The 18,759-nt window shown below is 63.8% G+C and carries 18 protein-coding genes and 1 riboswitch; of the genes, 9 read left to right on the top strand and 9 right to left on the bottom strand.

Annotation, left to right across the window (positions count from 1 at the left end; translation table 11 throughout):
• Positions 1–1,296: DUF1800 domain-containing protein (locus VN047_RS21730; protein WP_325546404.1), on the bottom strand; the 1,296-nt coding region annotated here is incomplete at its 3' end.
• Positions 1,297–1,359: 63 nt separating this feature from the next.
• A complete protein-coding gene (locus VN047_RS21725; protein WP_325546402.1) occupies positions 1,360–2,526 on the bottom strand; it encodes an N-acetyltransferase in 1,167 nt (388 codons plus the stop codon).
• Positions 2,527–2,643: 117 nt separating this feature from the next.
• On the opposite strand from VN047_RS21725, the gene VN047_RS21720 reads away from it, so the two are divergent.
• Positions 2,644–3,750: a fatty acid desaturase gene (locus tag VN047_RS21720; protein ID WP_325546400.1), complete on the top strand. Its 1,107-nt coding sequence runs from the start codon at positions 2,644–2,646 to the stop codon at positions 3,748–3,750.
• 150 nt (positions 3,751–3,900) lie between these two features.
• Here the strand turns inward: VN047_RS21720 and lptG are convergent, their stop codons facing one another.
• Positions 3,901–5,001 carry an LPS export ABC transporter permease LptG gene (gene lptG, locus VN047_RS21715; protein ID WP_325546398.1) on the bottom strand — a complete coding sequence of 367 codons (1,101 nt, stop codon included), beginning with the start codon at positions 4,999–5,001 and terminating at the stop codon, positions 3,901–3,903.
• Positions 5,001–6,209 carry an LPS export ABC transporter permease LptF gene (gene lptF, locus VN047_RS21710; protein WP_325546397.1) on the bottom strand — a complete coding sequence of 403 codons (1,209 nt, stop codon included), beginning with the start codon at positions 6,207–6,209 and terminating at the stop codon, positions 5,001–5,003. Before lptF ends, lptG begins: the two co-directional genes overlap by 1 nt.
• Before the next feature lie 132 nt (positions 6,210–6,341).
• Between lptF and VN047_RS21705 the strand changes: the two genes are divergently transcribed.
• The 3 genes from VN047_RS21705 to VN047_RS21695 are packed head-to-tail and all read left to right on the top strand — an operon-like array spanning position 6,342 to position 8,663.
• The gene (locus VN047_RS21705) at positions 6,342–6,815 is read left to right on the top strand and encodes a DUF2141 domain-containing protein (RefSeq protein ID WP_325546395.1); all 474 of its coding nucleotides are present in this window, start codon (positions 6,342–6,344) and stop codon (positions 6,813–6,815) included.
• A gap of 5 nt (positions 6,816–6,820) precedes the next feature.
• Positions 6,821–7,795 (top strand): acylglycerol kinase family protein, encoded by a 975-nt coding sequence (locus VN047_RS21700; protein ID WP_325546393.1) that lies wholly within the window; start codon positions 6,821–6,823, stop codon positions 7,793–7,795.
• Between the two features lie 7 nt (positions 7,796–7,802).
• Positions 7,803–8,663 carry a hypothetical protein gene (locus tag VN047_RS21695; protein ID WP_325546391.1) on the top strand — a complete coding sequence of 287 codons (861 nt, stop codon included), beginning with the start codon at positions 7,803–7,805 and terminating at the stop codon, positions 8,661–8,663.
• A gap of 31 nt (positions 8,664–8,694) precedes the next feature.
• Here VN047_RS21695 and VN047_RS21690 read toward each other — a convergent pair whose 3' ends face one another.
• The 3 genes from VN047_RS21690 to VN047_RS21680 form a co-directional block, all read right to left on the bottom strand.
• A complete protein-coding gene (locus tag VN047_RS21690; protein WP_414712745.1) occupies positions 8,695–10,674 on the bottom strand; it encodes an ATP-binding protein in 1,980 nt (659 codons plus the stop codon).
• Positions 10,675–10,770: 96 nt separating this feature from the next.
• The gene (gene spt, locus VN047_RS21685; RefSeq protein ID WP_325546388.1) at positions 10,771–11,973 is read right to left on the bottom strand and encodes a serine palmitoyltransferase; all 1,203 of its coding nucleotides are present in this window, start codon (positions 11,971–11,973) and stop codon (positions 10,771–10,773) included.
• Between the two features lie 7 nt (positions 11,974–11,980).
• Positions 11,981–12,217, bottom strand: a complete 237-nt coding sequence (locus tag VN047_RS21680) for an acyl carrier protein (protein ID WP_325546386.1) — start codon at positions 12,215–12,217, stop codon at positions 11,981–11,983.
• 174 nt (positions 12,218–12,391) lie between these two features.
• Here VN047_RS21680 and VN047_RS21675 point away from each other — a divergent pair, with 174 nt between their 5' ends.
• The 5 genes from VN047_RS21675 (at position 12,392) to VN047_RS21655 (ending at position 17,514) form a co-directional block, all read left to right on the top strand.
• Complete coding sequence (locus tag VN047_RS21675) at positions 12,392–12,943, top strand: Pycsar system effector family protein (protein WP_325546384.1); 552 nt, start codon at positions 12,392–12,394, stop codon at positions 12,941–12,943.
• Between the two features lie 101 nt (positions 12,944–13,044).
• A complete protein-coding gene (locus VN047_RS21670) occupies positions 13,045–14,442 on the top strand; it encodes an MATE family efflux transporter (protein WP_325546382.1) in 1,398 nt (465 codons plus the stop codon).
• 131 nt (positions 14,443–14,573) lie between these two features.
• A complete protein-coding gene (gene groES / locus VN047_RS21665; protein ID WP_037514464.1) occupies positions 14,574–14,861 on the top strand; it encodes a co-chaperone GroES in 288 nt (95 codons plus the stop codon).
• A gap of 63 nt (positions 14,862–14,924) precedes the next feature.
• The gene (gene groL, locus VN047_RS21660; RefSeq protein WP_058536849.1) at positions 14,925–16,568 is read left to right on the top strand and encodes a chaperonin GroEL; all 1,644 of its coding nucleotides are present in this window, start codon (positions 14,925–14,927) and stop codon (positions 16,566–16,568) included.
• 178 nt (positions 16,569–16,746) lie between these two features.
• Positions 16,747–17,514 (top strand): glutaminyl-peptide cyclotransferase, encoded by a 768-nt coding sequence (locus tag VN047_RS21655; RefSeq protein ID WP_325546373.1) that lies wholly within the window; start codon positions 16,747–16,749, stop codon positions 17,512–17,514.
• Here the strand turns inward: VN047_RS21655 and VN047_RS21650 are convergent.
• Entirely contained in the window at positions 17,511–18,188 is a 678-nt protein-coding gene (locus VN047_RS21650; protein WP_325546371.1) for a DJ-1/PfpI family protein, read from the bottom strand. The two genes, VN047_RS21655 and VN047_RS21650, sit on opposite strands and share 4 nt — an antisense overlap.
• Positions 18,189–18,211: 23 nt before the next feature.
• Positions 18,212–18,304, bottom strand: a riboswitch (ZMP/ZTP riboswitch).
• Between the two features lie 29 nt (positions 18,305–18,333).
• A complete protein-coding gene (locus VN047_RS21645; protein ID WP_325546369.1) occupies positions 18,334–18,540 on the bottom strand; it encodes a hypothetical protein in 207 nt (68 codons plus the stop codon).
• Positions 18,541–18,759: the final 219 nt, after the last annotated feature.

Raw genomic sequence — 18,759 nt, 5'->3', positions numbered from 1 at the left:
GTCGACGCGGTCGCCGACTCGCCCCGCGACGCGGCTGGCGAGTTCGACGCGCTGCATCAGCGCGGCCGATCCCGCCCAGGTCGCGACCATATCATCGTATCCGGCGGGCGATCCGGGGCGCCACACCGGCTGACCGAGCTGGGTAAACATCGCGGCAATGTTCTGCCGCTCGCCGAGCGCGGGCATCGGAAGCGCGCGGAGCATCGAGACCGTCCAGTCCCACGGCGACTTGAACATCGCGGGGCCTTCTGCCCAAGGCTCGGGCGATGCGACGAGCGTGTGATAAAGCGACGGCAGGTCGCCACCGCTTTTCAGGAAATCGGCTGCCAGCCGGTCGACGAGCGCGGCGGGCGGCTGGTCCGAAGTGAAGTGGCGCGCAAGCTTGGTCGCGACGTGACGCGCGGTGGCCGGATGGACGGCAAGATCGCGCAGCACCGCTTCGGCCTGCCTGCCGCCGGCACCGTCATAGCGTTTGCCAAGGACCGTCTGGGCACCGGGCTGGTGCAGCCGTTCGATGAACAGCGTTTCGCCCGCCCGCGTATCGGCCGGAACCAGCCGTTGCCCGGCGCCACGCCCCAGCCCCGCGACGGTCAGCCCGGTCAGCGCTTTTGCAAAGGCGGTCACGTCGGCCTGCGTGTAGCCGGTCCGCACGCCCAGCGTGTGCAGTTCCAGTATCTCGCGCGCGAGATTTTCGTTGAGCCCCGGCGCTTGCCGGTTGCCGCGGTTGCGGACGCGCGTGGCAAAGACGCTGTCGGGACCGAAGCTTTGCGCCTGATCGAGGAACAGCAGCATCGCCGGATGGCGCACCGCGGCGATCAGCAGGTCGGAAAATTTGCCCATGATGTTGGGCCGGATCGCCTCGAATTCGTAATTGCCGGCAAAGCCGACCACCGTCTGCTTGTCGGCGGATACCGCGAAATGATTGGCCCAGAAATGAACGAGCCGTTCGGGGAAAGGGGTCGGCGTGGCGATGGCGGCCGCGAGCCGCGCTCCGGCCGCTTCGACATAATGGCGCCGAAAGTCCGCGCGCGACGTGCGGCGCGCCTCGGGCATGGTTTCGCCGCTGTCGCTCGGCGCCTTCTCGTTTGCCTCGCGGCGCATCGCTTGCCGCTCCTCGCGATATTCGGCGTAGGCGATTGCGATTGTTTCGCGCCCGGCAAGTCCGGCCAGCATCGGCGGGGCGGGATCATAATCGCCGAGCTGGCGTGTCAGCCAGGCCTTGGTATCGTCGATCGCCGGGTCGTCATGGCGGCGCCCCAGTCCAAAGCGGTTTGCCGCAAGATACTGTGTTGCCATGACAATGCCTTTCCAATCCGGAAACGCACGCTGCCCCCTATTTGTCGCAAAGCTGTCCCGGCGTCAGAGCGATTTATCGTAGATTTGATACACGCGGTTGACCTTGGCCTCGATCGCATCGGCGACCGCGTTCATGCCTTGGTTGTCGTCGAGCACCCAACCGATATCGCCATAGGTCGTCCCGTAATCGCGTACTGCGTCGCGGCGAATATATTCGATCATCATGAAGGCGAGGGTGCTCGCCATGCGGCTGTTCTGCAGTTTCTTCGCGACGCCCATCAATGGCACACGCAGGATCCGGCTCTTTGGCTTGCGCAGCCACCAGACGAGGCGGGCCCAGTTGAAGGGAAGCAGCGATCCGTCCATGTCGATGAGCAGCTCGTTGATGTTCGGCAGCACGATCATGAACGCGACCGGCTCGCCATCGACTTCGGCGACGCGGATCAGATCCTCGAACACGATGTCCTTGAGCTTCTTGCCGACATAGGCGATTTCGCTGTCGGTCAGCGGGACGAAACCCCAATTGTCCGACCAGGCATCGTTGAGCAGCCCCATGATCAGAGCGGCTTCGGCGGCGAAGCGGCGCTTGTCTACCTTGCGGATGCGGATGCGTGCGTTCTTCTCGCCCGCCGCGACAATGCGATCGACCAGCGGCGGAAAGCCGTCGGCGATGGGGACCCTGTAATTGAACAGCTGCTTCACTGCACTGTAGCCCGTGCCTTCGATCCACCCGCGATAGAGCGGGCTGTTGTGCCCGAGCATGATCGTCGGCGATTCGTCGAATCCTTCGACCAGCAGGCCGGGTTCGTCCCAGATCGAAATCGACAGCGGGCCGAGCGCGCGGTGCATGCCCTGACCGCGTAGCCAGTCTTCGGCGGCCGCGATCAGCGCGCGCGCGCTGCCCTCATCCTCGGCCTCGAACAGGCCCCAGTTTCCGGTGCCCGGGCCCATGCCCTGTCCGGCCGGCTGGGCGAGCGCGAGGTCGTCGATATGCGCCGAGATGCGTCCGACGGTCCGTCCGTCGCGGCGCGCGAGGAAATATTGCGCTTTCCCATGCTCGAACCACGGATTCTTGCCGGGCGTCAGCAGGCCATAGACCTCGCCCTTCAGCGGCGGCACCCATGACGGATCGCCGCGATTGAGGCGATAAGCGAGCTCGACGAACTCGCGCAGATCGTTCTTGTCCTTGACCGGGTGGATGGTGACCAGGCCGTCCGAATGTCCGCTCATACTGGTTTCCTGAAAGGGGCGTCCTATATTATTGCCGACGCATTAGGGCATAGATGGGGCGCTGGCGACCCGCATTCGGCCATTTTGCTGCCACGAAATAATGGTGAAGACATCCGTATGACGACGATCAATCCCCCCGCCGATCGGGTCGCGACCTCATTCGCGCCATCGGCACCGAAAGGTCCGAAGTCGGCGATCGCCGACGATATGGCGATGATCCGCGCGGCGTCGGAGCTGACGCGCGATCTTGTTCAGCCTTCGCCACGTATCTACTGGACCGATATGCTTGCCTCGGCCTTCATCGGCTATGCGGGCATCGCGGCGGCGATCCTCGCGCCGTCGACGGCGTGGATGCTGGTCGCCGCGGTCATTTCGGTCGTGGCGCTCTACCGCGCAGGCAGCTTCATTCACGAGCTGACCCATATCCGCAAGAACGCGCTGCCAGGCTTTCGCCTCGGCTGGAACATCCTCGTTGGTGTTCCGATGCTGATTCCGTCGTTCATGTACGAGGGCATCCACAGCCTGCACCACAATCGCACCAAATATGGCACGGTCGACGACCCGGAATATCTGCCGCTCGCGCTGATGAAGCCGTGGACGGTGCCGTTGTTCGTCGTCGCGGCGGCGTTTGCGCCGGTGGCGCTCGTATTTCGATATGCGGTACTCACCCCGCTGTCGTTCCTGATTCCGCCGCTGCGCCGGATCGTCGTCGAACGCTATTCGGGGATGATCATCAACCCGATGTTCCGCCGCAAGCCGCCCGAGGGCGAGTTCCGCCGCCAATGGGCGTGGCAGGAAGGCGGCGCGTGGGCGTGGTCGACGCTGCTGATCGCGGCTGGCGCGTTCGGCTGGGTGCCGTTGCGCGCGCTGATCATCTTCGGTGCCATTGCCTCGGCGACGCTGGTGCTCAACCAGATCCGCACACTCGTCGCGCATCTCTGGGAAAATGATGGTGAGGTGCTGACGGTGACCGGCCAGTTCCTCGACAGCGTCAACGTCCCGCCGCCTGGCCTGTTGCCGGAGCTGTGGGCGCCGGTGGGCTTGCGCTATCACGCGCTGCACCACCTGCTGCCGGGCGTGCCCTATCATTCACTTGGCGAGGCGCACCGCCGCCTGAAGGACGCGTTGCCCGTGGATTCGCAATATCATGGCGCGAATTACGACAGCCTGCCGAAGCTGGTGATGAATCTTGTGGCGGGTTCGGCGCGGGGGGCGGCCGCCTGAAATCCTGCCGGCGGTTGTCCACTTTGGGGTGGATTCCAGATATTCGTCAACCCGGACCTGATCCGGGATCCGTCGTAGCGCTGAGATCATGGACCCCGGATCAAGTCCGGTGACGATAAAAGCGATGGCACTTCCGCTTGCTGGCCGACCCTATTCCTCGGTCCGGATCAGGATCATCTCGCCGATCAGCGCGAAGAGGATGAACGGTCCCCACGCGGCGAGGAAAGGTGAGTAGGCGCCGAGGTCGCCCATCGCGAGCGCGAAATTGTCGGCGACGAAATAGGCGAAGCCCAGCGCCATGCCCAGAATGGCGCGTACGAACAGCTTGCCCGACCGTGCGAGGCCGAACGCCGCGACGGCGCCCAGCAGCGGCATCAGGATCGCCGACAGCGGGCCCGAAATCTTGTGCCAGAGGACGCCCTTCAGCGCATCGACCGGGCGGCCCGCGGCCTCGAGATCGGCGATCGCCGCCCTGAGCTGGAGAAAGGGCAATGCGTCGCCATCGACCTGCGCCAGCGTGAACTGGTCAGGCCGCACATTCTTCGCGGCAACGATCGTCCCCAGCGGCTCAAGTGTGCCCGAACGGCGCATGAAGCGCTTGGCGTTGGTCAGTTCCCAACCGCCGCCTGCGACCGCGCGCGCGCTGTCGGCTGACAGCATCGACGACAGGACGCCGCCGGTGCGTTCATAGATGGTCACATAGCCGAGGACGATCACTGGGCCGCTGGTATCGACCGTCGCGGCGTTGATCAGGTCGTCGCCGTCGCGGACCCAGATGTTGGTGCGTATGCCGCTGTCCTTGGGGACTTTCTTATATTCGACCTTCTGCCAGGCGCTGAGCGCCGCAGTCGAGCGCGTGACGATGCGTTCGTTGAACACGAAGCTGATGCCCGCGACAAGCAGCGCGGCGAGGAACAGTGGCGCGAGCACTTGATGCGCCGACATGCCTGACGCCTTCATCGCGACGACCTCGCTGTTCTGGTTGAGCGTGATCAGCGTCAGGATTGTGCCGAGCAGGACCGAAAAGGGCAGGAAGGTCTCGATAATCTGCGGCAGCCGCATCCCCACATAACGCCACACGTCCGAATCGCTGTTGCCCGCGACGCCAAGGATCTTTCCGCTTTCGCCGAGCAGGTCGAGCGTTTGCAGGATCAACACCAGCGCGAAGAGGATCGAGAAGGAGCGGACGAGGAAGAGACGGCCGACATAAAGCGCCATCGTGCGCGACGGGAAAAAGTGGAACTGGTGCATCAGGTCGCCCGTGGCTTGCGCTGGAACATTGTGAGCATGGCGCGAACTTTCTGCGCCGCCTTCGCCGCGACACGCTCGAGCGCACCGATCGGCTGACCGCCCGGGACATGCGCGACGGTGTAATACATCCAGATGGCCAGTGCCGCGAACAGGAGATAGGGGACCCACAGCGCGATGAGCGGATCGATCGTCCCCCGCGCGCCCAGATCCTCGGCATATTGGTTGATCTTGTGCTGGGTGACCAGCAGCACGATCGACAGGAAGACGCCGAGCGACGAGGTCGATCGCTTGGGCGGGATCGCGAGTGCGATCGCGATCAGCGGGATCAGGAACATCGACATCACCTCGACAATGCGGAAATGGAAATTCGCGCGCAATTCGAGTCGTGTCTGCACCGACTGCTTCTTGTCCTTACCCGCGACGAACAGTTCGGGAATCGTCATTTCGCGATCGGCGCCGCCGCGCAGGCGGAACGCCTCGATCTTGGGAAGCGGGATCGGCAGGTCGTGGTTGTCGAACGTCAGCACGCGCGGCACCGCAAATTTCGGCGATTCGTGAATCAGCACGCCTTGCGACAGGCGCAGGATGATCGTGTTCGGATCGTCGGTCGCGAGGAACTGCCCGCGCGCTGCGGTCGCCGACACGCGCTGGCCGTCCTTGTTTTCGCCGCGCACGAAGATGCCGCGCAAGCTGCGCCCGTCGTCGTAGCTTTCCTCGATCCGCAATGTCATGCGATCGCCCAGTTTGGTGAATTCGCCGACCTTGATCGACGCGCCGAGCGCGCCGGACCGGAGTTCGAACTGCAAGCCTTCGTAGGCATAGCGCGCGACGGGCTGAATGAAGCCGACGATCGCGAGGTTGAGCGCAGCGAGCGCGATGGCATAAGCGAAGGGCACGCGCATCAACCGCCCGAAACTCATGCCCACGCCCTTCAGTACGTCAAGCTCGCTCGATGTAGCAAGGCGCCGGAAAGCAAGGAGAATTCCGAGCATCAGGCCGATCGGAATGCCGAGCGAGAGATATTCGGGGATCAGGTTGGCGAGCATGCGCCACACGACGCTGACCGGGCCACCTTCGGTCGCGACGAAGTCGAACAGCCGCAGCATCTTTTCGAGCACGAGCAGCATTGCCGACAGCACCAGCGTGCCGAGCATCGGAAAGAAAATGAGCCGCGCGATGTAGCGGTCGATGGCAGGAAGCTTATTCAATCTTTCGTCGCCCCATCACCATGATTTGGCCGCAGTTGTTTCCGATATGCCGATTCAAGGGCGACAGGGACCCATGTCGGCGCGCGCTTTGCGCTTGCGGATGTGGCTATAGCCTCTGGAGGTTTTGAGGTCATGTCGAAATTTGTACCGGCGCTGTTTGGTGTTGCTTTGCTGACCTTCGCGGTCGCAACGCAGGCTGAAGGCCAGGTCATCTCGAACGATCTGTCGAAGTGCAGGAGCGGCCCGTCGACGCTGGTCCAGATCAGCGGCGTCAAGGCGTCTTCCGGCAAGATTCGCGTGCAAAGCTATCGCGGAACGTCGGCGGACTGGCTTGCCAAGGGCCGCTGGATCAACCGCATCGAAGTGCCGGCGCGCGCCGGATCGATGACTGTTTGCGTGCCACTGCCCGCAGCGGGGGTGTATGGCATTGCGGTGCGTCACGACGTCAACGGCAACGGCAAGACCGATCTGACTTCGGATGGCGGCGGGATGTCGAACAATCCCAGCATCAACGTCTTCAATCTCGGCAAGCCGAGCTACAAGAAGACGGCGTTTTCAGTTGGAGATGCGCCCAAGGCGATCTCCATTTCGATGAAATATATGTAAGCAGAATGGCCAGCGTCGCGCTCCTTTCCAATCCGCACTCGACGGGCAATCGCTCGCTGTTGCCGCGGGTTCGCGAATATTGCGCGGCGCATCCCGACATTTTCCATTATGAGGTCGAGGACGTCGACCAGATCGAAAAGGCCATTCGCACGATGGCGATGGTCGGCCCGCGCGTTGTGGTGATCAACGGCGGCGACGGGACGGTGCAGGCCGCGCTGACCGAAATTTATTCGGGCGGTCATTTCGACGGCTCGCCGCCGCCGGTCGCGGTGCTTCCCAATGGCAAGACCAATTTGATCGCGCTCGATCTCGGCGCCGAGGGCGATCCGATCAAGGCGCTTGAGCGTGTGCTCGAGCTGGTCGAGAGCGGCCGGCTCGAGGATCATGTGATCGAACGCCAGTTGATCTCCCTCGACAGCGGCGGCGAAGCGCGGCCGGTGCTCGGCATGTTCCTCGGCGGTGCCTATCTCGCCGACGTCATGCTTTATTGCCGCAACCGCATCTATCCGCTCGGCCTGCCCAACGGCGTGTCGCATTTTCTTGCGGCGATCCTCGGGCTGTTCGCGATCATTTTCGGGATCGGCGGCGGACGTCTGCCGCCCAAGCCCGAGCATATGACCGTGTCGCTGATCCGTCAGGGCGAATTCAAAGGCAAATTCTCGCTGCTGATCGTCACGACGCTCGAAAAATTGCTGCTGAGCATTCGCACCAGCGACAGCCATGGGACTAACGGGCATATGAAATTGCTCGCGACCGACAGCAATGTCGGCGCGATGTTCCGGATGCTCGGCGCGACCTGGCGTGGCACGCTGGGACAGAAGAAGCTTGATGGCGTGCATTTCCAGCAGGGCGATGAAATCCGTATCGAGGGCGAGCGGTCGAACGTGATCCTCGACGGCGAAATCTTCCAGGCGAAGAACGGCATGCCGATCATCCTGACTTCGACCCAGCCGGTTCCCTTCCTGCGCCTCGCCGCCTGAGTTTCCGATGACCGCATTGACCGACCTCGTCCGCGAAGAATTCGGGGTCCCGGTGGACCCGCGCGTTAGCGCGATGGCGGCGGCGATTGCCGCGCAACATCCGGGCAGCGCGCGCGCGATACTCTTCTACGGTAGCTGCCTGCGCGAGAGCGAGCTCGACGGGCTGATGCTCGATTTCTACCTGATCGTCTCCGACTACAGCGACGCCTTTCCGAAGCGCTGGATGGCGGTCGCGAACCGGCTGATCCCGCCAAATGTATTTCCGTTCCAGCATGGCGGGCTGATCGCCAAATATGCGGTGCTGAGCGAAGCCGACTTTTATCGGTTGAACGGTACCGAGACGCGCAATGTATCGGTCTGGGCGCGGTTCGCGCAGCCGTCGCGGCTGGTGTGGGCGGTCGACGATACGGCGCGCGATCGTGCGATTGCCGCGGTTTCGCGCGCCGCGCCGACGCTGCTCGCCGCGGCCGGGCGCATCGAGGCGGAAGCGCCGCTCGACTGGTGGCGCCGCGCCTTTGCGCTCACCTATTCGGTCGAGTTGCGGGCGGAGCGTACCGGCCGTGCACAATCGGTCGTCGATGCCGACGCCGAACGCTATCAAAGATTCAGCGAGCCGGCGATCGCCGCGATTCCGGCCGGAATACGCGGCGGCGGCTGGGCGCGCCGCCGGCTGGAAGGCAAGGCGCTGAGCATTATCCGGCTGGGCAAGGCCAGCCTGACCTACGCGGGCGGGATCGACTATCTCGCATGGAAGATCAATCGCCACGCGGGCACGAAGATCGAAATCAAACCGTGGCAGCGCCGCTGGCCGCTGGTTGCCGCGCTGACGCTTGTGCCGCGCCTGATGAAAAGCGGTGCGATCCGCTGAGCCCGGTTCGCCGGGGCTGACGAGCAGGAAGTCAGCTTGCCAGCCGTTGTTCTCCGGTCCGCCGCGTCTCGCGCCGGATCGCCTGATCCAGCGCGCTGAGCGTGAAGGGTTTGCGCAATACGTCATGGTCGCCAAAGGCGGCGTCTTCGCTCGCATCGCCGGCATATCCGGTCACGAACAGCACCGACAGCGCGGGCCAGCGCTGCTTTAGCTGTGCGACCATTTCGGGACCGGTGAGTTCGGGCATCAGCACGTCGGAAAGAATGAGGTCGAAGCCGCCCTGTCCCTCCGCCAGCCGCCCTTCGACCAGCGCTTCGGCCTCGAGCGGATTGCCGCAGGCGACCGCAGTGTGGCCGAGCTCGCCCACCGCATCGACGGTCGCCGCGAGGACGCGCGCGTCGTCCTCGACCACCAGGATGCTGAGCGCTTCGCGGGGAGTTACGGGGCTGGTGGTTTCTCCAGACGCCGCCTCTACCGTTTCCCGGGCCTGTGCTTTTGCTACCGGCAGCAGCATCGCTACGCTCGTTCCTTCGCCCTCGGCCGATGAAATCTGCACCTCGCCGCCTGACTGGCGGCAGAAGGCGAAGACCTGGCTCATGCCGAGGCCCGTGCCCTGGCCCGCGGGTTTGGTGGTGTAGAAGGGGTCGAAGACGCGTTCGAGTACCTCGGGTGACATGCCGCAGCCGCTGTCGGTCACCTGCACCGCCAGCGCCGCTGCGTTGTTCTCGCCGTCGTCCATCGTCCGGATCGTCAATGATCCGTGACCGTTCATTGCGTCGCGCGCATTGACTGCGAGGTTGAGCAAAGCGTTCTCGAACTGCTGCCGGTCGAGCCAGCAGGCGAGGCCCTCGGCCTGCAGGTCGAGCGTCAATGCGATGCGGTCGCCGATCGTGCGCTCGAGAAGCTGCGCGAAGCTTGCGATACATTCGTCGATCGGGGTCATCTCGGGGCGTGCTGGTTCGGACCGGGCAAAGGTCAGGAGCCGCCGGGTCAGGTCGGCAGCACGGTTGGCGCCATCGAGTGCGTTCGCAAGGTGGCGCTGTGCTTTTTCGGGTGTATCCGGGAGCCAGCGCTGTGCGAGTTCGAGCCCGCCGACGACGACCGCAAGCATATTGTTGAAATCATGCGCGATGCCGCCCGTCAGCTGGCCGACGGCTTCCATCTTCTGTGCCTGACGCAATTGCGCTTCGGCAGCTTCGCGCTCGGTCATCTCGCTGCGCAGCGCGTCATTCGCATCGGCGAGCTCTGCCGTTCGTTCCTCGACCGCGGCCTCGAGCTGCATCGCGCGGTCGCTCTCGAATATCTGTTCGCGCCGTGCGAGGCGCCGCTCGCCTTCGGCACGGATCAGCGAGAAGGTCGCGCCGATCGCGATGATCGCCGCGGCCGCTCCGAGCAGCGAAAAAAGAAGAATCGCCTGGCTGAGGCTTGCACGGTCGGCCGCCGCCAGCCGGTTGCGGTCGCGAAGCAAGGTGCGTTCATTGGCGATGATCTCGGTAAGCAGCTTGTCGATCCGGCTCAGCCCCTCACCTTGGCCCGCCGCATAATATTTGGAGATCGCGGCGACGGTCTGGTTATAGTTCGCACTGAGCGCGGCATCGCCAAGCTGCGCTCCGCGGCTGTCCATTTCGCGCGTCAACTGCTCGACGAGTGCCATTTGTTTCGGGTTGTCGCGGACGTTGCGTTCCAGCTGCGCCATGAACTGCCGCGCGCGGGCCCACTGATATTCGTAAACGCGGCCGTCCTTTTTCTGCAGGCCGACCGCGAAACGGCCCAGCGCTGCCTCGGCGCGTGCGATCGCGGCGTCGACCGACCGCGTCTGCGAGATGACTTCCATGCTCTGCGTCTGCCAGCCGAGCGAGCGGTCGTAATTGTCGTTGGCGCGCGAGAGCAGCACGACGAGCGCCGCGACCACGCCCGTCAGGATCGCGCCGAGCACGATCGTCAGCCAGAAGCGGATACGCTCCCGCCGGCCCTCGCTTTCGCTATCGATATCCCGCTCGAACACGCGCATCTCTTACCGGACAAGCGCAGCCCCGCAAAGCGCGGAAGTCCATGCGGCTTCAACTCAGCCCGAAAAGGAATCCGCTGGTCGGCCCCAAGGCTCGTTTCAGCCGATGATCCCGGCGCGCTTGCCCGCCCGTTCGAACCGGCCGAGAATTTCGCCGACCTGCTCGATCGTGTGTTCGGCGCATAGCGAGCAGCGAAGCAAGGTCATCCCCGCGGGGGTCGCCGGCGGCCGCGCCAGATTGACGTACAGGCCTTCCTCCAGAAGCGCTTCCCACATCATCGCGCCGCGTTCGAGGTCCGGCATGATCACCGCGATGATCGCCGACTGCGGTTCTTCGGTGCCGAGCGTGAAACCCAGATCGCGAAGTCCCTTGTGCAGCGTCTTCGAATTTTCCCACAGGTGCGCGCGCTTGTTCGATCCGTGCATCAGCTTGCGGATGCTCGTCGCGGCGGTCGCGACAACGCTCGGCGGCAGCGAGGCGGTGAAGACATAGGGGCGGCAGACCAGCCGCATGATCTCGAACTTCGGATGGTTCGACACGCAGAAGCCGCCGACGGTGCCGACGCTCTTGCTGAACGTGCCGATGATGAAGTCGACGTCGTCGATGACCCCCTGCGCTTCGGCGACGCCGCGGCCATGCTCGCCGATGAAGCCCATCGAATGCGCTTCGTCGACCAGCACCATCGCGCCGGCGTCCTTCGAAACGCGGATCATTTCCTTCAGCGGCGCGACGTCGCCGAGCATCGAATAGACGCCTTCGAGCACGACGAGCTTGCCTGCTTCGGGGGGCAGGCGCTTGAGGCGTTTTTCGAGCGCCTCGACGTCGTTGTGACGGAACGCGACGATTTCGGCGTCGCCCATCTTGCATCCGTCATAGATGGACGCGTGGCTGTCGATGTCGAGAATGACATAGTCGCCCTTGCCGGCGATCGTCGAAATGATGCCGAGGTTGGCCTGATACCCCGTCGAAAACACCATGGCATGATCCATGGCGTAAAACTCCTTCAGCGCGTCCTCGCACTCCTTGTGGCCCTGATAGGTGCCGTTGAGGACGCGGCTGCCGGTGGTGCCGCTGCCGAACTTGTCGAGCGCATCCTTGCCCGCGGCGATCACATCGTCGTCGAAGGTCATGCCCATATAGTTGTAGGTGCCGAGCAGGATCGTCTCGCGCCCGTTACAGATTGCAACGGTCGGCGAAATCACCTTTTCCATCACCAGACTGAACGGATCGGTGACCCCGGTCGCGAGCAGGGCCTCGCGCTGCTGGATCAGCGGGTCGAATTTCGAGAACAGGTCGGTCATCGCGGTATCAGCCCTGCAGCTTCTCAACCGCCGCCACCAGCTGGCCGACGGTTTCGATCTCTGCCTGCATGTTCATGCTGATGATGATGTCGAACGTGTCCTCGACCTCGGCGACGAAGTCCATCACCGTCAGGCTGTCCCATTCAAGGTCGCCCGCGAAGGTGGTGGCGTCGGTCAGTTCGGCGCCCTTCTTGTTGAAAGGGGCGATCAGGCCGTAAATCTGGTCCTTGATGGCGGTGCTCATTATGGTGTGTCCTATAGAGGAATAAAGTTGCGCGCGGGCATGCCGCGAAGGCTTCCGATTGGCAAGCGAATGCGGCGGGAGCAGGGCAGCATCTTGCCGGCTCCGGCACTTCATGTCATCCCTGTGGCGGGTCGCCAGCAGGGGCAGCTTGGCATGGAAAGCGCAGATTCAAAGATGTCGCCGGATCGTCCGGCCATTTCCTATCCGCCGAACGCGGTGCATCTGGTGCGCACCAACCAGCAGATGACGATGCAGCTGTCGCAGATGGCCGATCAAAAGGCGTCAATCCTGATGGGCGCGACCTTCGTCGTCTTCACGCTCGCGGTCGGGCAGGCGAGGGCCGGGGCGGGGGCGTTCGCGATGCCGCTGACCGTGCTCGCGACCTTTTCGTTCCTCTCGGCCCTGTTCGCGATCTCGGCCGTGCTGCCGCGCGTCGGAAAGGGACCGCCGGTCGTCACCAGAGACGGTAAGGATCACAGCAACATTCTCTTCTTCGGCCGCTTTGCGCAGATGGAGGAAGACGAGTTCATCGCCGCGGTGAAGGCTCGCCTGCTCAGCGAAGAGGATCTCTATGAAACGATGCTGCGTGACACCTATCAGAACGGCCTCGTCCTCGCGCGGCGCAAATATCGTTATCTTGCCTACGCCTACCGGCTGTTCGTGGTGGGGCTGACGCTGACTTTCCTGGCTTTTGCATTCGAAATGATCGTGATGTGGCGCGGGTGAAGGCGCGCTGTTGCCTTTCTGCCACCCTTGCCGACAAATTGATCTGCCTGCGGTTGCGCCGCTATTGAACCGTAACATTGGTGCGCCTATCCGGGCCGGCTATGCTGCAGCAGGCCACCCCATTGACCGCGGAAACACCGCAAGGCCTTCGCGCTGAATTTCGCGCGACGCTGGCGCTCGCCGTTCCGCTGGCAGCGGCGAACCTGCTGCAAATGCTCGTTCACGCGATCGACGTGATTTTCGTCGCGCGGCTCGGCGACGCGGCGCTCGCCGCCTCGTCGCTCGGCGTCGCGATCTTTGGCCTCCTGCTGTGGACCGGCTCCGGCCTGATCGGCGCCTCGGCGCCACTGATCGCCGCCGAGCTCGGGCGCCGCAAGCACGCGGTGCGCGAGGTGCGACGGACGGTGCGCATGGCGCTGTGGCTCAGCGCGCTGGTTTCGATCCTCTTCATGGGCGTCTGCGCTGCGGGCGGGCCGATCATGCTCGCCACGGGGCAGCCGGCCGAAACCTCCGCGCGTGCCGCGGGCTTCCTGCTGATCCTGATGTGGGGCATGTTCCCGATGATCGCCGCGGCGGTGCTGCGCATCTTTGTCTCGGCGCTCGGGCGACCGACGATCGCAACCGCGATCACCTTCGGCGCGCTGTTCGTCAATGCGCTCGGTAACTGGGTGCTTGTGTTCGGCCACCTCGGCATGCCCGCGCTTGGCTTGCACGGTTCCGCAATATCGAGCGTGACGACCAGCTTCCTGATGCTGCTCGCCTATGTCGTCGTCATCCAGAGCGACCGGCGGCTGCGGCGCTATCATCTGTTCGGAAACTGGTGGCGGTCCGAATGGACGCGCTTTTTCGACATGGTGCGTATCGGCACCCCGATCAGCTTGACGATCCTCGCCGAGGCGGGACTGTTCACCGGTGCGGCCTTCCTGATGGGCAGGATCGGCGAGACCGAACTGGCCGGGCACACGATCGCGCTGCAGGTCGCGGCGCTCGCCTTCCAGATCCCCTTCGGCGTCGCGCAGGCGGCTACGATTCGCGTCGGGCTTGCCTATGGTGCGCGCGACCATAGCGGTATTGCGCATGCCGGACAGGCGTCGCTGGTGCTCGGCATCGGCTTCATGGGTCTGACCGCGCTCATCATGTGGCTTTTCCCGTCGCTGGTGCTGTCGATCTATGTCGACGTCGATGCCGCGCGCAACGCGGCGCTCGTCGGTTTCGCGATGCAGTTCCTCGTTGTCGCCGCCGCGTTCCAGCTTTTCGACGGGGCACAGGCGGTCGCGGCCGGCGTGCTGCGCGGATTGCAGGACACACGCACGCCGATGATCATCGCGATCTGCGGTTACTGGATCGCAGGTTATGGCACTGCCATCTATCTCGGTTTCTGGACACCCCTTGCCGGAGTCGGGGTGTGGATCGGTCTTGCGGTAGGATTGATCGTGGTTTCGGCGATATTGCTGCTTCGCTGGCGGATGCGCGCGCGCCTCGGCCTGCTGCCGGCCTGACGCAAAAACTTCGCAAGAATCTTGTGGCGCGGCGCTTGACGCCTATCTGACTCCTACCCATATGGCCGACTGTTAGCACTCGCACCCTGTGAGTGCCAAACGACATCATTTCCATCTCTGGAGGGATATCCATGCAATTTCGTCCGCTGCACGACCGCGTGCTCGTCCGCCGTATCGAAGCCGAAGAAAAAACGGCCGGCGGCATTATCATCCCCGACACCGCCAAGGAAAAGCCGCAAGAAGGCGAAGTCGTCTCGGTCGGCACCGGCACCCGCGCCGACGATGGCAAGGTGACGCCGCTCGACGTCAAGGCCGGCGACCGCATCCTGTTCGGCAAATGGTCCGGCACCGAAGTCAAGGTCGACGGCGAAGAGCTGCTGATCATGAAGGAATCGGACATCCTCGGCGTCATCGCCTGAGCGATCTCATCGGATTTAGTGTGAAGTTACGCAGTTTTCTGCGAATTTTAAAGGAACAGGCACATGGCTGCTAAAGACGTAAAATTCAGCCGCGACGCGCGCGAGCGCATCCTCCGCGGTGTCGACACCCTCGCCGACGCGGTGAAGGTCACCTTGGGCCCCAAGGGCCGCAACGTCGTGATCGACAAGAGCTTCGGCGCGCCCCGCATCACCAAGGACGGCGTCACCGTCGCCAAGGAAATCGAACTCAAGGACAAGTTCGAAAACATGGGTGCCCAGATGCTGCGCGAAGTCGCATCGAAGGCGAACGACAAGGCCGGCGACGGCACCACCACCGCGACCGTTCTCGCCCAGGCGATCGTGCGCGAAGGCATGAAGTCGGTTGCCGCCGGTATGAACCCGATGGACCTGAAGCGCGGCATCGACCTCGCGGTCACCAAGGTTGTCGAAACGATCAAGGCGCAGTCGAAGCCCGTTTCGGGCACCGCTGAAATCGCGCAGGTCGGCATCATTTCGGCCAATGGCGACAAGGAAGTCGGCGACAAGATCGCCGAAGCCATGGAAAAGGTCGGCAAGGAAGGCGTGATCACCGTCGAGGAAGCCAAGGGCCTCGATTTCGAACTCGATGTCGTCGAAGGCATGCAGTTCGACCGCGGTTACCTGTCGCCCTACTTCATCACCAACCCCGAAAAGATGCTCGTCGAGCTCAGCGATCCGTACATCCTGATCTTCGAAAAGAAGCTGTCGAACCTCCAGTCGATGCTTCCGATCCTCGAAGCCGTGGTGCAGTCGGGCCGTCCGCTCCTCATCATCGCCGAAGACATCGAAGGCGAAGCGCTCGCAACGCTCGTCGTCAACCGTCTGCGCGGCGGCCTGAAGGTCGCAGCCGTCAAGGCACCCGGCTTCGGCGATCGTCGCAAGGCGATGCTGCAGGATATCGCGATCCTCACCGCCGGTGAAATGATCAGCGAAGACCTGGGCATCAAGCTTGAGTCGGTTACGCTGAACATGCTCGGCCAGGCCAAGCGCGTCACGATTGACAAGGACAACACCACCATCGTCGATGGTGCTGGCGACCATGATGCGATCAAGGGCCGCGTCGAACAGATCCGTGCGCAGATCGAAACGACGACCAGCGACTACGACAAGGAAAAGCTGCAGGAACGTCTGGCGAAGCTCGCCGGCGGTGTTGCCGTGATCAAGGTCGGCGGCGCTTCGGAAGTCGAAGTAAAGGAACGCAAGGACCGCGTCGATGACGCCCTCCACGCGACCCGCGCTGCGGTTGAAGAAGGCATCGTCCCCGGCGGCGGTACCGCGCTTCTGTACGCGACGAAGGCTCTCGACGGCATGTCGGGCGTCAACGAAGACCAGACCCGCGGCATCGACATCATCCGGCGCGCGCTGCAGGCTCCGGTTCGCCAGATCGCTGAAAACGCGGGCTTCGACGGCGGTGTCGTCGCGGGCAAGCTGTTCGACCAGAACGACAGCAACTTCGGCTTCAACGCCTCGACCGACGTCTATGAAGACTTGGTCAAGGCCGGCGTCATCGACCCGACCAAGGTCGTGCGTACCGCGCTTCAGGATGCTGCCTCGGTTGCCGGTCTGCTGATCACCACCGAAGCCGGCATTGCCGAAACGCCCGACGACAAGCCCGCCATGCCCATGGGCGGCGGCGGCATGGGCGGCATGGGCGGCATGGACTTCTAAGTCCGTACCGTTCGGCACTCAGTCGAAGAATATCGGGCCGGGGGAGAAATCCTCCGGCCCTTTTTTGCCTTGTTGCCCTCGTCAACCCGGGCTTGATCCGGCATGACGAAAATGGAGTAGCGAAACAGGGGAGGCAGGACATTGCCAGTTCAGGCGATGCGGCATAGCTAGGGCGGCGATGATGCTCGTCCTCGCTCTCGCCATGCTCGCCGACCCGCCGGCAACACAGGCCTCCGCTCCCGCGCCCGTCGAACGCTGCGGCTACCGGATCGTCGAGGCCTTCCCGCACGACAGCTCGTCGTTCACACAGGGGCTTTTCTGGCACGAAGGGCATCTTTACGAGGCGACGGGCCAATATGGCCGGTCGCGCCTTGCCCGCCTCGACCTCAAGACGGGCAAGGCGCTAGCGCAATCAAAGCTGCCGTCCGATCAGTTCGGTGAGGGGATCGCGCGCTGGGGCGACCAGATCATCGGCGTGACCTGGCAGGGCGGTGTCGGTAACCGCTGGTCGATCAAGGACCTGAAACCGGTCGGCACCTTCAAATATGAAGGTGAGGGGTGGGGCGTGACGATGGTCGAGGACAGCCTCGTCCTCAGCGATGGCACGCCCGACCTGCGTTTCTTCGATCCGGCCACGATGACCGAGCAGAAACGCGTTACGGTGCGTTTCGGCGACCGGCCGATCGCAATGATCAACGAGCTTGAAACGATAGACGGGCAAATCTGGGCCAATATCTGGATGACCGATTTCATCATCCGTATCGATCCCGCCTCCGGCAATGTGGTCTCGCTCGTCGATCTTTCGGGGCTCAAGGCCGATGCCGGTGCCAGCGGCAACGACAGCGTGCTCAACGGCATCGCTTGGGATGCGAAAAAGAAGCGGTTGTTCGTCACCGGCAAATATTGGCCGAAACTCTATGAGATCGCGCTCGCCGACTGCCGCTAGGCCTTGAGCGCCGCCTCCATCCGCGCTGCCGCCGCGTCATAGACCCGCGCTTTCAGTCCCGCGGTCACGGCTTCGGGGGCGCAGTCGGGATGGCCGCCAACAAAGGGCGGGGCAGGATCATATTCGATCGCGAGCTGGATCGCCTGCGCGACCGCATCGCCTCGCAACCGCGCGATCAGCGTCAGCGCGAAGTCGAGCCCCGAGGTCACGCCGCCGCTGGTGACGATATGGCCGTCCTCGACGACGCGGGCGCTCTGGTGCTCGGCGCCGACGATCGGCAGCAGGTGCGTATAACCCCAATGCGTCGTTGCACGCTTGCCCGCGAGCAGTCCGGCTCGGCCGAGCAGGAAGGCGCCGGTGCAAACGCTCGTCACCCACTGCGCGTGGGCCGCCTGCCGGGCGATGAAGTCGATCGTCGCGGCGTCACCGAGTGCGTCGGTTACGCCATGTCCGCCGGGGATGCACAGGATGTCGGCCCGCGGACAGGTCGCGAAATCATGTGTCGGCACGATCGCAAATCCGCTGTCGGTCGCGATCGGCTCTAGGCTCGCGGCGGCGCCCGCCAGCCGTGCGCCCGGCAGGCGGGAGAGCGCCTGCGCCGGAGCGGTGAAATCGAGCTGGGTGATGCCCGGAAAGAGGAGGAAGACGATCGTTATGTTCGGCGTATCGGTCATGCGCGATGGTCATTGCACTGGCGGTGGATCACCCAGGCGCGCGGCTCGCATCGATCATCGGATCGGTCCCGCTTCCCGATGGGGCTCCATCTTTAGCGCCAGTCGCGGGACGTGCACCCTAGCGCCGGCCGGGCGGCCGGGGAAGCTATTTGGCGGGGGCTGTTTTCTCTTCGGGACGCGCGGTGTCGCGGCTCTCGAGCATTTCGGCGGCATCGTCCAGCGCCTTGGCCTCGCTCACCGTCACCCCGCCGGGGCCGGGTTCGTTATCGGTGCGGCTGCATCCCGCCGCGAGAAGCAATATCGCGAGCGCCGCGCTCGTCGTCCTGAGATTGGCCATCACACGCCTTTCCATGAAAAAGGGCTCCATCCTTGCAGGATGGAGCCCCCTTAACAGCCCAAAGGCGTACCAACGACTTACTTCTTGTCGTTGGCTTCGGCCTTCTTGGTTTCTTCGGCGATCTTGTCGCCCGCGTTGGCAGCGGCGTCGCCAGCAGCGTTCACCGTGCCTTCGACGGCGTTACCGGCGTTCTTGGCGGCGTCGGCGGTCGCATCGGCGGCTTCGCCAGCAGCA

The sequence above is a fragment of the Sphingopyxis sp. genome, from assembly GCF_035565275.1.
In the GTDB taxonomy this organism is placed as follows: domain Bacteria; phylum Pseudomonadota; class Alphaproteobacteria; order Sphingomonadales; family Sphingomonadaceae; genus Sphingopyxis.
The sequence above is the reverse complement of the archived record's forward strand: the minus strand, read 5'-3'. Positions and strand labels throughout refer to the sequence as shown.

Coding starts and splice junctions, on each gene's coding strand:
- VN047_RS21725 (WP_325546402.1), bottom strand. CDS start 2,526: ATGAGCGGACATTCGGACGGCCTGGTCACCATCCACCCGGTCAAGGAC.
- VN047_RS21720 (WP_325546400.1), top strand. CDS start 2,644: ATGACGACGATCAATCCCCCCGCCGATCGGGTCGCGACCTCATTCGCG.
- lptG (WP_325546398.1), bottom strand. CDS start 5,001: ATGCACCAGTTCCACTTTTTCCCGTCGCGCACGATGGCGCTTTATGTC.
- VN047_RS21705 (WP_325546395.1), top strand. CDS start 6,342: ATGTCGAAATTTGTACCGGCGCTGTTTGGTGTTGCTTTGCTGACCTTC.
- VN047_RS21700 (WP_325546393.1), top strand. CDS start 6,821: ATGGCCAGCGTCGCGCTCCTTTCCAATCCGCACTCGACGGGCAATCGC.
- VN047_RS21695 (WP_325546391.1), top strand. CDS start 7,803: ATGACCGCATTGACCGACCTCGTCCGCGAAGAATTCGGGGTCCCGGTG.
- VN047_RS21690 (WP_414712745.1), bottom strand. CDS start 10,674: ATGCGCGTGTTCGAGCGGGATATCGATAGCGAAAGCGAGGGCCGGCGG.
- spt (WP_325546388.1), bottom strand. CDS start 11,973: ATGACCGACCTGTTCTCGAAATTCGACCCGCTGATCCAGCAGCGCGAG.
- VN047_RS21680 (WP_325546386.1), bottom strand. CDS start 12,217: ATGAGCACCGCCATCAAGGACCAGATTTACGGCCTGATCGCCCCTTTC.
- VN047_RS21675 (WP_325546384.1), top strand. CDS start 12,392: ATGTCGCCGGATCGTCCGGCCATTTCCTATCCGCCGAACGCGGTGCAT.
- VN047_RS21670 (WP_325546382.1), top strand. CDS start 13,045: ATGCTGCAGCAGGCCACCCCATTGACCGCGGAAACACCGCAAGGCCTT.
- groES (WP_037514464.1), top strand. CDS start 14,574: ATGCAATTTCGTCCGCTGCACGACCGCGTGCTCGTCCGCCGTATCGAA.
- groL (WP_058536849.1), top strand. CDS start 14,925: ATGGCTGCTAAAGACGTAAAATTCAGCCGCGACGCGCGCGAGCGCATC.
- VN047_RS21655 (WP_325546373.1), top strand. CDS start 16,747: ATGATGCTCGTCCTCGCTCTCGCCATGCTCGCCGACCCGCCGGCAACA.
- VN047_RS21650 (WP_325546371.1), bottom strand. CDS start 18,188: ATGACCGATACGCCGAACATAACGATCGTCTTCCTCCTCTTTCCGGGC.
- VN047_RS21645 (WP_325546369.1), bottom strand. CDS start 18,540: ATGGAAAGGCGTGTGATGGCCAATCTCAGGACGACGAGCGCGGCGCTC.